Genomic DNA, 13122 nt, shown 5'->3' with positions numbered 1-13122 from the left:
TTTTGTATTCCGTTGAGTCAGGATCGGCATGAGTGAACACAGGATGCCCCTATACTTTGACGAGCGAGACGCGGAAATGGGGTGTCTGCGGTCCTGTCTGGTTCAAATACGGTCTGGACATGGAGCCCTGGAAATCTGAACAGATCTGCGAAGTGAATGAATTCTGGAAGTCGGCGGAAGAGTGATAGACAGGACCGTCAGAATGTCAGGACAAGGTCGAAGCTCCACAATGAGGCGAATTCTAATTGCGGAAATAAATTTTGATGCCTGTCGATCGTACAGCAGTGTCGAGATCGTAAGCTGACTTCATAGCCGGAAACAGGAGATGGGGATCGCTGTGAGAAGTTCCCTGACGTGCAAGCAGGACGTCCCCGCTCTTATCCCGAAGTGAAACAGTGAGCTGACGGGCATGTTGATCGATACCAAGAAAGAGCATGCTACGGTTCTCCTGTGGGAAAAGGGATTTGGAAACTCCCACACTGGGAAATCCCGCGCTGTCCAATTGATGTGATCGACCAAAGAGCGTCAACGGCCAAGAGGTTTCGACGAGAGGTCGGTGCCGGGAACTAAGCGAGTCCGAATCCAGTTGCCCCTCTGCGTTCCTACAGGTCCGATCGACCACGCCCTTTCTCTAGGAGCGGACCGAATCTCCTGGCTCTGGATCGCCGACCTTTTGCAGTGGTTAAAGGCGATGAGAACTCCGCCGACGTCAACCCGCCATACGTTCAAACCCTTTCACCAACCCACCGACAAATGACTTCACCTCGATCTCATCCAGCCTGAGCTTCTCGACATCCTCCGGTTCTTCTCTGACCGGTGGCAAATGCCCTCGGCACATGTGACTTCGGTGCCGGTTGTAATAGTCGCCGAACTCCGCGACGAGATGGTCTAGGTGCCGCTTGCCGAAGATGATGAACGTCGACAGGCATTCCGATTTCGAAGTCCATTCTGAATGCCCCTGAAGTGGGGCAAGTTTTGGAAGAGGTTGAGGTGACCGATCCGTGTCACCCGCTCTTTGGGCGGCGGTTTCCGGTGCATACGGTCACCGGAGGGGACACACATTCCGCCTGTGTCTACGTGGTCTATCAGGGGGACCATCGGCTGAAGATCTTTCGCGAGGCGACGAATCTTTCCGTCTTGGAGCGGATGGCTCCCCGCTCGAAACTCTCCATAAGTTCCATCAGGGAATTTCTGGCCCTCGTGAAGGAGTACGAGCTGTGTCCATCGCCCCTCAAGAAGTCTGGCAGCGTCTCCCGCAGTCGCTCCAGGCGGAAATCGTCACGGAAATCAACCTGATCCTCAAGGAGATGCTTAATGAACACTTCCGAATTGGTTCTGCCCAACCACTTGTCTCGTCGTGCCGCCATTTATGTCCGCCAGTCGACACCGCAGCAGGTCCTGACCAATCAGGAAAGCCTGCGATTGCAGTATGCGTTGACACAGCGGGCCCGCGATCTCGGGTGGCCTGACGCCAGTATCGATGTCATCGACACCGACCTGGGACGTAGCGGTGCGACGACGGAAGGACGAGTCGGCTTTCAGGAACTGGTCTCGCAGGTGGCACTGGGGCAGATCGGGATTCTGATCGCCTATGATGCGACACGGCTGGCCCGCAACTGTTCCCACTGGTATCAGCTGCTCGATTTGTGCGGACGGGCCAGTTGCCTGATCGCCGATCGGGACGGCGTTTATGATCCGGCGTCCGTGAATGGACGTTTGCTGCTGGGATTGAAGGGACAGATTTCCGAGCTGGAACTGCATACGATCCGGGCCCGCCTGGCTGCGGGAATCCTGAATAAAGCCAAGCGGGGCGACCTGTCGGTGATGTTGCCGACCGGACTGGAACGGACCGATCTGGGTGAGGTGATCAAAACTCCCGATCGTGAAGTTCAGGACCGACTGACATTGATTTTTCTGGCCATGCTGGAGCAACGGACCGCTCCCAAAGTCCTGCGGGTCTTGAAAGGCCGGAACCTGCGAATTCCCCGGCGGGATCGTTACGGCGAGATTCAGTGGCGGGAACCGACGACAACCCAGATCGTCGACGTGCTGCGGAATCCCGCCTATGCGGGAGCCTTTGCCTATGGGCGGACACGAATTCGTTATGAGAATGGTGTTGCGACCAAACGACGGGATGTGACGGCAGCCCATCAATGGAAGGTGTTCCTCAAGGACCGGTATCCTGCTTACGTCTCCTGGGAGAACTTCGAGAAGATCGGTGCCATGCTCCGTGACAACTACAGTGAATACCGAAAACGCAGCTCCCGAGGTGTCCCCCGGGATGGCAAGATTCTGTTACAGGGGATCGCCTACTGTGGCCACTGTGGTCGGAAAATGACGGTGCAGTACAAAGGAAAGCCTTGTTACACCTGCATGCAACGGGCTTCGACGGCGGGCGACCCAATCTGCCAGGTGGTCTGGGGTGATGCGGTCGATGCCCAGGTTCTGGACTGCTTCTTCCAGGCCCTGTCGATGGCGGATATTGACCTGTCAAACCGTCCTCTGGTCGAAGCGGATTCCCGTCGTGAGGAGTTCCTGCGGGGACAACGGCAGCAGATCGAACGCCTCCGCCATGCTGCCCGTCTGGTGGAGCGGCAGTATCGACACAGTGACCCGGAAAATCGACTGGTCACCGGGGAACTGGAGCGACGCTGGGAGACCGCACTGCGTGAACTTCGGCACGCCGAAGAGGCATTGGAGGTTCAGCAACAAAAGCAGGAAGACTGGACCATTCCGTCTGAACTGCTGGAGATGTTCAAACAGATCGGGCCACGGCTCCCGGAACTCTGGCAGGAGCCACTGCTTTCCTGGTCACAGAAAAAATCTCTGCTCCGCAGCCTGATCGAGAAGGTGGTCCTGAAGCGGAACAATGACCAGGTGGGAATCCGTGTCGTCTGGCGTGGCGGAGATGTGACCGAGGTGACAATCCCCACCACGGTGGGTCGCTTCGAGCAACTCAGCAATTTCGAGGAGATCCGGCAGATCATTGTCACCATGGCCCGGCAAGGGAAAACGGACAAGCAGATCGCAACCTCCCTGACGCAATCAGGCCATCGCTCTCCCCGCAGCCATGTCGTCCTCCCCTCCACAGTGACTCGCCTGAGAAAGCTCAACGGCATCTTTCATCAGGAAAAACTCTGCCAGCCACACATCGTCCCCGGCTATCTCCGCCCCTACCAACTGGCCCAGCGTCTGAAAATTCGTCCACATTGGATTTATGACCGCATCCGTAACGGGACGATCAAAATGAAAAAGCATGCCACCTACAAAGCATACCTGTTCCCGGACACACCCCAGACGATCCGGAAACTCGAGCTGTTCCTCGCCGGGAAAGTCGATTCCATCTCATTTTGAAAGGGCATCAACATGCCACATCGTTGATTGTGCCGATGAACTTTTCACAGCGTCCATTCAGATTGGGGCTTCGCTTCGGAAGTTTGTTCGTGCGGAGACCATGTGCCTTCAGCGTTTCCGTGAACTCTCTACTGAATTTGGTATCCCGGTCGTGCATGACGATGTCAGGCTTATGTTCCCGCCCTGCCGTTTCATCAATGAACTTTCGGGCCTGTTCACTCACCCAAGCCGAGGTCGGGTGCTCCGTTGATGCTGACGCAATCACTTCCCTGGTTGAGAAGCACAGCCAGACCAGCACATACATCTCCCTTAAGCCTCTTCTAGTGACGGTCTTCACGCTGAAAAGTAGAGTCGAGGTATGGCGCGGTGGTTGAGGTGGGGCCTATCTGTTTCCGGCCCTTTCGGTTGCCGGTGCCTCAGTATCCCCACCATGCTCCGTTTCCACACCCCGCTCATCGAACCGGACATGCAGGTCTCCCGCATCCGGCTCTCGGACTATGGATTCACTCGGTCGCTTTCCAGAAGCGGTGTCGGTTGGGACGGAGTTCGAGGAGCTTGAGTTCCTGATAAAGGTACTCTCGCGAATAGCGGCCATTTCCGCAGGTCCGTTCCCGATGCTTCCGACGCAGCCATTGGCGGAGCCGCCGTCTCGTATGCGCATCGACGACATCGTACGCTCTGGTCAGGGGACCCAGTCGCAGACTGAAGTAGTTCGCCCAGCCACGAAGGGTGCGGTTGAGCAGTTCCACGGTTCTGTCTGCGCTGATGAGCGTTCGCTGGCAGCCGGTGAGATCTGAGATCGTTCGACAGATACGTTTTACCGACTTCTTTGACGGACGGAGGCCCAGATAGGCCCGGCCGTTGCGGGTCGAGTAAAACCGGCCGAACGTATACCCGAGGAAGTCAAATGTCTCCTCAGGCAGGCGGCAGATGTGTGTCTTCGTTTCGTTCACCGTCAATTTCAGCTTCTCCATGATCGACCGCATCGCGGTCATGGCCTCATCGGCCGTGCCGCGACAGCAGATCACGAAGTCATCAGCATAATTGACGATGTGCGCTCGCAGACGCTGTTCGTGTCCGAGAACCTTCCACCCCAGAATGAAGCGACGCATGTACACATTGGCCAGTAATGGCGAGATCGGAGCACCTTGCGGCGTCCCCCGCCCACGATCCCGATTCTCCGTTGTACGCCGTCGCTTACCCCGAAGGGTGAGTTCCTCGACCGGCATTTCCAGCCACGCCTTGATCAGGTGCAGCAGGTGCCGGTCGCTGACGCGACGGGCTACGGACTTCATCAGGTCGGCGTGCGGGATACTGTCGAAGTATCCGCTCAGATCCGCATCCACCACTTGGCAATGCCCGCTTTTCAGCAGTCGATGGACATGCTGAACGGCGTCCAGGGCGCTGCGTCCGGCCCGATAGGCATACTGCTCCGGCTGCAGGTCCGTCTCGAAGATCGGCTCCAAGACCAGCACCACCGCCATCTGCACCACACGATCGGTGATCGTGGGAATGCCCAGAGGCCGCTGCTTCCCGTCCGCCTTGGGGATATACACCCGGCGAACGGCCCGGGGACGATAAGTCTTCGTCCGCAGAGTTTCCGCCAATTCGTCCAACCACCGTTCTCGACCGTAGAGTTCGATGTTCTCGAAGGTCTGTCCGTCGATGCCGGGAGCGCCACCGTTGGCACGGCAGCGTTCATAGGCCATCGCGAGCACATCTCTTCGATACACCTTGTCGTACAGCAGATAGAATCGGCAGTCAGGCGATCTGTTGGCTTTGGAATGTAACGCTTGTTGCAACTTCCGAACCGTACAGGGGGGAGTTATCAGGTTCACACCAATCTCCCGGCTCTCGCCGCGTTCATCGTTACCCATTGAACCAAGGCTCCTTCCCTCCACCAGCATTACCCGGCTTCAGCGGTACTACGAGCCTCTCCGTCACCCCAGACGGACCGGTCTGTCCCTCACGGGTTACCAGTTGAGGGCCTCTCCCTCACCGCTGGGGCTTCCCATGTTGCGTGAAATTTCCTTGTGCAGACATGCCGTCACCCTTACCCCGGCGGAAACATGGAATCAAAATCGCTCATGGATTCCATGTCAGCGGCCTTCCCCGTGCGACTGGCGGGTCGGCTTCCGCATTGTGGTTTTCGAGGCTTGCTCGGTGTTCACTTACGTTACGGCCTGAATGCTCGCGGGATCGCCAATGCGACCCTTTACATCGAAGGCTTCGACGGTTTTGTTACCTCCACCGCCGCTCCGATTGCTACCGGCTGGAGCGACCAGTTGCCGGGCGGGAATTGCACCCGCTGAAAACTCACACCTTGTCATGGCGCACAGTCACAGGCCCAGAGCGTCTCCTTGTGGCGTTCCAGGAAGTTGGTCCACGAATCGGAAGTCCTGTTGGGGCCTGGTTGGATCCCCTCTTCCTTCAGGATGTTCCTCACTGTCTGCCGGCTGATCTTCTTGATACCGAGCTTTCTTAATTCTCCGATGATCCGCGTGTACCCGAACCCAGTGACCGCAGCGATTTGCAAAACTAATTCCCGAATCTCTTTAGGCTTTCGCTGGCCACCTTTGGGGTTCTTCTTCCGTTTCGCAGTTCCGTGTTCGTCTCGCAGCCAGCGATAGAACGTCGAGGGGGACACGATGGTCAGGAGTTCTTCAATGGCCCGACCGATGGCTTTGCCAAACTTGAGGAGCCGCTCTCGCTCCTCGGGGCGTGTATGGATCACACCTGGAACCCTCGCCCGCAGGATCTTGTTTTCCTCTTTCAGGAACTGGATGTACTTGGCCAGTTCCCGGTCGGTGGCGGAGGCAATCAGAGCAAGCAGTGGATGAAAAATCAGGGACATTCGATTATTGTCGCAATCGGTAATTAGGAACGGTGTTGCACATCCCTTGTACAGCACCTTGACCTGATTCCGGGAGTCAAAACGAGGCCTTGAAAACTGGATTTTCCAGGCCCCGATCAGACGCTGGTACAGGTCCGAAAAGCGGCAGAAAGCGATGGGGTTTAAACCCTCAGATCGAGGAGCCAGAGGGATCGTTCGGCAAGAGCGAGAGTTGTGAGTGAGATACGGAGGCCGAATTCCAACTTACGTCATGTGAAATTCACACGGATGTACCTTTATCAACCCACACGCCGACAAACTACGGGCAAACTCGACAAACTCACGGTCGGTTTTAAGCAATTGCTCCACAAGCGGTTATCGTCGCAACATGATTAAAGACAGTGTGTTGCAGGATTTCTGGCGATCGTCCTACGGAACCGTTCCTGAAAGAGATTGTCAAGCGGGAAAGAGATTTCCTGGTGCGGGTCTGTAGTGCGATCCGCAAAGTTCCGGGCTTTGTTTTGAAGTTCATGGTGTGTGGACTGGGTTGCGTGTTGTTGTTAATGATCATCTCACCGGTTGTCGTTGCTACGGGATGTTGCAATCGTTCTTTTCAAACGCGATTGCTCCCCACACATTCCTTCGCGAGGCACGAGCCCTGATTCTCAGGGATCGCTCTGCTGTGATCAGCAGACGCGGAATTATCGAGATGCGAATTCCTCTCTGAAGAGTCTGCTCCATTCAAAGGGACGTGTCCTTCTGCTGTACCTTTTCATGTTCAGCAGCGACATCCACGGTTCCGTGCGAGCTGGACTGATCGGGAGGGATCTCAGGTGAATTGACTCACCTGGATCGAACAACCGGGTGAAGGTTTTTTGATGGGTCTCCTTGGTCAAAATGGTGATGAATGCTGATTCACTGCTGAAGACTTCAGGCTGCTGCGATGGCCCGGCACTCAAAGTAACTCTGCTGTTTGCTGAGGATGTGCCAGATGACCGTGGCCAGCTTCCGCATGACCGCGACTCGAGCTACCCCGCTCCCCCGTCGCCTCTTGATCTTCTTGTACCATTCCCGCAGCCGACCATCCTTGCGGAGCACCTGATACGTCACCTGGGCCAGCAGCCATCGGGCCGTGTTGTTGCCGGCTTTGGTGATCCTCCCCAGCCGCTGGTTGTTCTCGCCGCTGTTGCGACAGCCGGGAGTCAGTCCCCAGTAGTTCGCCAGGCTTCTGGCTCGGGGAAATCGTTTCACATCACCGATCCCGGCAGCCAGCGAGATCGCTGTGAACGCACCGATTCCCGGCATGGACTTCAGAAGCTGGGCATTCGGGTTGTCACGACCCCGCTGGGCGATCAGCTTCTCCAACTCCAGCAGTCTCTCCTGAATCTGCTTGAGATCCGCCAGGAGGAAGTTCATCTCCAGCCGGTCGATCTGGGGAAGTGCAATCTCTCTGAGCCAAGTGATGGCCTTCACCGTCGGAAAAGTCTTGGTCGGCAGTTCCCATTGCAGGTTGTGCCGCCGGAGGATGTGCTTGATCTTATTGACCAGCTGTGTCTGAGTCTGACCCGCTTCTTTGCGAAGCGTACTCAGCTTGCGATTCTCCTGTTCTGTCGTGCTGCAGATGGTCACCTGCCGGAGGCCGCGAACGGGTTTGCCTTCGAGAAACCGATCCCGGTTCACCCACAGGAGTTCACTCAGGGCCGCTGCATCACGCCGATCCGTCTTACAGCGTTTACGTTCTTCCGGCTGGATGAGGATCACCTTGTGACAGCGGTAGTCCCGCAGCATGCGAATCAGCCAGTCATTGAACCCGCAGACCTCCACCACGGCGATGAACTGTTCCTCGCTCTGAGCACACCGCCGCGTGAGCTGATCAAAGAACTCCAGGACCTTCTCGGGCTGCGTAGACACCTGACGGGCCAGCAGGACATCACCCTGCTGGTCACGAAGTGAGACAGTCAATTGACGGGCATGTTGATCGATACCAAGAAAGAGCATGACGCGGTTCTCCTGTGAGAAAAGGGTTGGGAAACTTCCACACTGGGAAATTCCGCTCCCAATCGCAATTACTCTTTCATCGATATCAAAGGGGCGGCAGCACAAGAGACAATCGCGGCGATCGATCACTTGTTTCCCAAAGAACTGGAGGAAAACTTCGATGAAGACTTGGATGGGATCCCGGAGACGGGTCTCGGAGAGCAGACTTGGTCAACCGTCAAGGCACAAAAGACCGGTTACATCGAAAGTATCGACGAGGACTCGCTGTTGGCTTTGGCCCGAGCGCATGGGACAATTTTGCGAATGGAACGCGGCATCGGCGAGTTCGTCGTCAAAGGCAGCCCTCTGGTGTCTGTTGCCGGTTCGGACGTTTTGGACGAGGATCTGGCGACCGAGCTGAACGAGATCTATGTCATCGGCCGCCATCGCACTGTTCAGCAAGATGCCGCTTTCGGCATCCGACAAATTGTTGACATCGCCATGAAAGCGCTGTCGCCGGGAATCAACGACACGACGACCGCTGTGATGTGTGTAGACTACCTGGGGGCAATCCTCGCCCAGCTCGCGGTCCGTCGGATTTCGAATCCCCACCGCTTTGACCAGGGTGAATTGCGTGTCATCGCCCGCGGCCCAAGCTTTAAGAACCTGTTGGCCGAAGCATTCGACCAGATCCGGCAGAACGCTGGCGGCAACGTCGCTGTCCTCACGCGACAGCTTCAGGCATTGGAGACCATCGCTGGCCAAACGGTGAGCGTCCGGCGAATGACGATGTTGCGGTATCAAGCGGACTTGATCTCGGACGTCGCTCTAAGCACGATTCCATCGCCGCAAGATGGCGAGGGCGTTAAGGCCGCGTCGGTATGCCTGTTCAAGGTTCTCGATGCTCCATGCCGTGAGCACGCGTCTGCCTCAGAAGAAAAGCAGGAAATCTCTTAAGGCAGATGGACTGTTTGGTTCAGGGGGAGGAAGCTCGCAACAACCAGGATCCGTTGAATGGATTAATTACGGGAGTTGCTAGGTGTTTACAGCTGCGAAATGATTGTGTCGACTTCGACTGGCCTCATCGGCCTGCATTGCACAGGAACCAGCACAGTTTTAGATCAATTCACCATCAGACGACGCCGTTTAACTGCGTGAGCTCGCGCTGTCCAATTGATGTATTTGACAAAAGACGTTGACTCCAAAAGCGTTTCAACGAAAAGTCGGATCCGAAAATTGAGCGAGTCGGAATCAAGTTGCCCCTCCGTGTCCATTTAACACTGATCGATCACGCAGAGTTACTACGAGCGGACCGAAACTCCAAGCTTTGAATCCGTTGCCAATTCGCTTTAGCAAAAAGCGATGAGAACTCCGCAGCTTCAGCCTGCTTTACGCTCGAAGCTTCTGACAAGCCCGTCAACGAACGATTTCACTTCGATCCCGTCGAGGCAGAGCGTCTCGAACTCCTCCGGTTCGTCGCCCACTGGTGGCAAATGTCCCCGGCGAGTGAACGCACCAATCCCCGGCATGGTCTTGAGCAGTTGGGCATTCGGGTTGTCACGACCACGTTGAGCAATGAGCTTCTCCAGCTCCAGCAGTCTCTCCTGAATCTGCTGCAGACCAGCCAGCAGGAAGTTCATCTCCAGCCGATCGATCTGGGGGAGTGCAATCTCTCTGAGCCAGGTGATGGCCTTCACCGTCGGAAAAGTCTTGGTCGGCAGTTCCCATTGCAGGTTGTGCCGCCGGAGGATGTGCTTGATCTTATTGACCAGCTGTGTCTGAGTCTGACCCGCTTCTTTGCGAAGCGTACTCAGCTTGCGATTCTCCTGTTCTGTCGTGCTGCAGATGGTCACCTGCCGGAGGCCGCGAACGGGTTTGCCTTCGAGAAACCGATCCCGGTTCACCCACAGGAGTTCACTCAGGGCCGCTGCATCACGCCGATCCGTCTTACAGCGTTTACGTTCTTCCGGCTGGATGAGGATCACCTTGTGACAGCGGTAGTCCCGCAGCATGCGAATCAGCCAGTCATTGAACCCGCAGACCTCCACCACGGCGATGAACTGTTCCTCGCTCTGAGCACACCGCCGCGTGAGCTGATCAAAGAACTCCAGGACCTTCTCGGGCTGCGTAGACACCTGACGGGCCAGCAGGACATCACCCTGCTGGTCACGAAGTGAGACAGTCAATTGACGGGCATGTTGATCGATACCAAGAAAGAGCATGACGCGGTTCTCCTGTGAGAAAAGGGTTGGGAAACTTCCACACTGGGAAATTCCGCTCCCAATCGCAATTACTCTTTCATCGATATCAAAGGGTTGCACATCCGTTGAACAGCACTTCGGTCCTTCTGGAGAGCTATTTTTGAAGTCAGGGTGAACAGCAAGATCAAGCCGCTGCAGAGACGAGCGTATGGCGACCGAGACCGGGAACTGTTCCAGGTTTGCATCCTGTCGCTACTTACAACCCGATTCGAAATTCTCGGAGAATGACAACACCCCAATTCACCGGATGAGCCGTTTAAGTTTTCCATAATCAGCAGTCGAGCGTATGCAATGTTTCCCAGCTGGAGACGTGGCTGGCGAAGTCTTGCCATTGAGATCGCTGTAGTTTCAGGTATGCGGCCACGAACTCTTCTCCCATGCCATTGATCAGCACAGGGCTGGATTCCAGTGCTCGCAGTGCATCCAGCAGGTTGTCCGGCAAGTGCTTCAGATCGTCCGCACGGGTCTGATTCTGATAGACGTTGACATCCAGCGGAGGACCAGGGTGGCGGTGGTGCTGGATGCCGTCCAGCCCCGCTTCCAGGATTGCTGACGTCATTAGATAAGGGTTCGCAGCGCAGTCGGGGAGCCGCAGTTCAAACCGCCCGGAGTCCGGAATACGGATCATATGCGTGCGGTTGTTGCCGCCATAAGTGATCGTGTTAGGGGACCAAGTGGCTCCCGAAGACGTCACCGCTGCGCGGATGCGGCGATATGAATTTACGGTCGGATTGAGTACTGCGCAGAGCGCCTCAGCCGAGTGCAGCACCCCGCCGATGAACTCATAAGCCAGCGGAGTCAGTCCCAGTCCATCCTCAGCGTTGTCAAAAAGGTTCACGTGCCGTTCACGGTCCCACATCGAGACATGGATATGGCAGCCATTGCCGGTCAGTTGAGAGAACGGCTTGGGCATGAACGTCGCCCGCAGCCCGTGCTTCTCGGCCAAGGTTTTGACCATGAACTTGAAGAACGTCTGCTGGTCGGCGGTCCGCAGCGCTTCCTCATATTTCCAGTTGATTTCAAACTGCCCGTTGGCATCCTCGTGATCGTTCTGGTACGGCTCCCAGCCCAACACCTGCAAGGCATCGCAGATTTCGGAGATCAGATCATACCGCCGGGTGAGCGCCTGCTGGTCATAGCAGGGTTTGGCCTGGGTGTCACGAAGATCGGCGGGAGAGAGGCCATCGGGTGTGAGCAGAAAGAACTCGCATTCGACTCCGGTCCGCAGCTCGTAGCCCCGCTCGGCCGCTTTCGCCAAAGACCGTTTCAGCACCTGCCGTGGAGATTGAGGCAACGGCTTGTCATTCATCCACAAATCCGCTGCCAGCCAGCCGATCTCCGGCTTCCAGGGGAGCTGTGTCAAGCTGGCTGGGTCCGGAATGGCGAACAAGTCCGGATCGGCGGGAGTCAGATCGAGCCAGGTGGCGAACCCGGCGAACCCCGCACCTTTTTCGCACATCGCATCGATCGCGGCAGCCGGTACCAGCTTGGCCCGCGAGGTTCCGAACAGATCTGAATACGAAACAAGGAAATAGCGGATGCCGAGTTTCTCGGCTTGCTGTTGCAGGGACATGAGTTCTCAGGACGCAGGATTCTCCGGGTGGCTCAAGCGCTGAGCAACTCGGCAATAGCAGTACGCAGGAATTTTTCGTCGTCAGGACTTTTGAAAGGGTTGCCGGCGCGATGACCCCAGATCGAGGGGATCGGCCGACACTCGGCATGTGGCAAGTGCCGCAGTTCCGCCAAGCTGTCTTCGGGCGTGAAGTACAGATCGGTGCTGGCCGGCATCAGGAAGGTCTTCGCCTGAATGGCCCCCAGCGCAGCCTGGAGATTGCCACGAAAAATGTTGTTATCGCTGATGTCTGACCGCTGCCACGTCTCGATCATTGAGAGCAGGTTGGCAGCATCTCGGCGCAGAAAACTGGCTTCCCAATCACGCAGCAAAAAATCTTCGAGCGATGCATATTCCAGTTCGAGATAACGTCGCTCTCGATAAAAAGCCTGTGAAAGAGCCCAGCCCGCATAGATCCGGGCAAAGGCCCGCAGCCCACGCTCCGGTTTGCTGGTGAAGTGCGCGCCGTTCCAGGCGGGGTCGGCGGTGAGGGCTCCCTTGAGGCCTTCTAGAAATACGTGATTGTGCGGAGTCGTCTTCGCAGAGGTGCAGACCGCAGCGATCCGTTGCACGCGTTCTGGAAACAAAGCTCCCCAGTGTAGTGCTTGCTGTCCCCCCATCGACCAGCCGTAAATTAATGCCAGCTGTTCGATGCCGAACTGCTCCTGCAGCAGACGGTACTGAGCTGCCACGTTATCGAGATGGGTAAACACGGGTCGTTCTGATCCGTTGAACAGCTCAGGTTGATTGCTGGGTGAAGTCGAAAACCCGTTGCCAAACATGTTCGGAATGATGATGAAATAGCGAGTCGGATCGAGGACCCTCTCCGGGCCGATCAGCCATTCGATGTCAGGATGCTGGGCCGCGTAGGATGTCGGGTACAGAATTACGTTCGACCGCTGGGAATTGAGCGTTCCATAGGTCTGATACACCAGGCGGGTGTCCGGCAGGACATGTCCACACTGCAGGGTAAAGTCACGCAATGTGAAAACGCTGCCGGTTGGGGAGGAATTTGTCATTTATCAATAGTCATTTGTCATTGCCCAGGGAAACTATTTAGCTTCTAGCCCCTAACTCCTCCCCAC

The 13122-nt window shown here is 56.4% G+C and carries 11 protein-coding genes; 4 read left to right on the top strand and 7 right to left on the bottom strand.

The features are described from left to right. Positions 1 to 241: 241 nt before the first annotated feature. Complete coding sequence (locus SH661x_RS13995; RefSeq protein WP_437222482.1) at positions 242 to 436, bottom strand: hypothetical protein; 195 nt, start codon at positions 434 to 436, stop codon at positions 242 to 244. Positions 437 to 963: 527 nt separating this feature from the next. Here SH661x_RS13995 and SH661x_RS13990 point away from each other — a divergent pair. Together SH661x_RS13990 and SH661x_RS13985 are read left to right on the top strand one after the other, a co-directional pair. Then, positions 964 to 1296, top strand: coding sequence for a hypothetical protein (locus SH661x_RS13990; protein ID WP_437222479.1), 333 nt, complete (start codon positions 964 to 966; stop codon positions 1294 to 1296). Between the two features lie 18 nt (positions 1297 to 1314). After that, complete coding sequence (locus SH661x_RS13985; protein ID WP_437222476.1) at positions 1315 to 3354, top strand: recombinase family protein; 2040 nt, start codon at positions 1315 to 1317, stop codon at positions 3352 to 3354. A gap of 503 nt (positions 3355 to 3857) precedes the next feature. Here SH661x_RS13985 and ltrA read toward each other — a convergent pair. Then, positions 3858 to 5231, bottom strand: a complete 1374-nt coding sequence (ltrA, locus tag SH661x_RS13980; protein ID WP_437222474.1) for a group II intron reverse transcriptase/maturase — start codon at positions 5229 to 5231, stop codon at positions 3858 to 3860. 210 nt (positions 5232 to 5441) lie between these two features. Between ltrA and SH661x_RS13975 the strand changes: the two genes are divergently transcribed. Continuing rightward, positions 5442 to 5666: a hypothetical protein gene (locus SH661x_RS13975; RefSeq protein WP_437222472.1), complete on the top strand. Its 225-nt coding sequence runs from the start codon at positions 5442 to 5444 to the stop codon at positions 5664 to 5666. 14 nt (positions 5667 to 5680) lie between these two features. Here the strand turns inward: SH661x_RS13975 and SH661x_RS13970 are convergent, their stop codons facing one another. After that, entirely contained in the window at positions 5681 to 6208 is a 528-nt protein-coding gene (locus SH661x_RS13970; RefSeq protein WP_437222469.1) for a hypothetical protein, read from the bottom strand. Positions 6209 to 7117: 909 nt separating this feature from the next. Further along, positions 7118 to 8185 (bottom strand): IS110 family transposase, encoded by a 1068-nt coding sequence (locus tag SH661x_RS13965; RefSeq protein ID WP_437222110.1) that lies wholly within the window; start codon positions 8183 to 8185, stop codon positions 7118 to 7120. 42 nt (positions 8186 to 8227) lie between these two features. Here SH661x_RS13965 and SH661x_RS13960 point away from each other — a divergent pair, with 42 nt between their 5' ends. Beyond that, positions 8228 to 9121 carry a DUF2254 domain-containing protein gene (locus tag SH661x_RS13960; RefSeq protein ID WP_437231203.1) on the top strand — a complete coding sequence of 298 codons (894 nt, stop codon included), beginning with the start codon at positions 8228 to 8230 and terminating at the stop codon, positions 9119 to 9121. A gap of 422 nt (positions 9122 to 9543) precedes the next feature. Here SH661x_RS13960 and SH661x_RS13955 read toward each other — a convergent pair whose 3' ends face one another. The 3 genes from SH661x_RS13955 to SH661x_RS13945 form a co-directional block, all read right to left on the bottom strand. Next, positions 9544 to 10386 carry an IS110 family transposase gene (locus SH661x_RS13955; protein ID WP_437222466.1) on the bottom strand — a complete coding sequence of 281 codons (843 nt, stop codon included), beginning with the start codon at positions 10384 to 10386 and terminating at the stop codon, positions 9544 to 9546. 310 nt (positions 10387 to 10696) lie between these two features. Beyond that, on the bottom strand, positions 10697 to 11998 hold the full coding sequence (gene glnT / locus SH661x_RS13950) for a type III glutamate--ammonia ligase (protein ID WP_437222464.1): 1302 nt from the start codon (positions 11996 to 11998) through the stop codon (positions 10697 to 10699). Between the two features lie 32 nt (positions 11999 to 12030). Further along, positions 12031 to 13056 (bottom strand): alpha/beta fold hydrolase, encoded by a 1026-nt coding sequence (locus tag SH661x_RS13945; protein ID WP_437222462.1) that lies wholly within the window; start codon positions 13054 to 13056, stop codon positions 12031 to 12033. Positions 13057 to 13122: the final 66 nt, after the last annotated feature.

The sequence above is a fragment of the Planctomicrobium stercoris genome, from assembly GCF_051465655.1.
Lineage (GTDB): Bacteria > Planctomycetota > Planctomycetia > Planctomycetales > Planctomycetaceae > Planctomicrobium.
The sequence above is the reverse complement of the archived record's forward strand: the minus strand, read 5'-3'. Positions and strand labels throughout refer to the sequence as shown.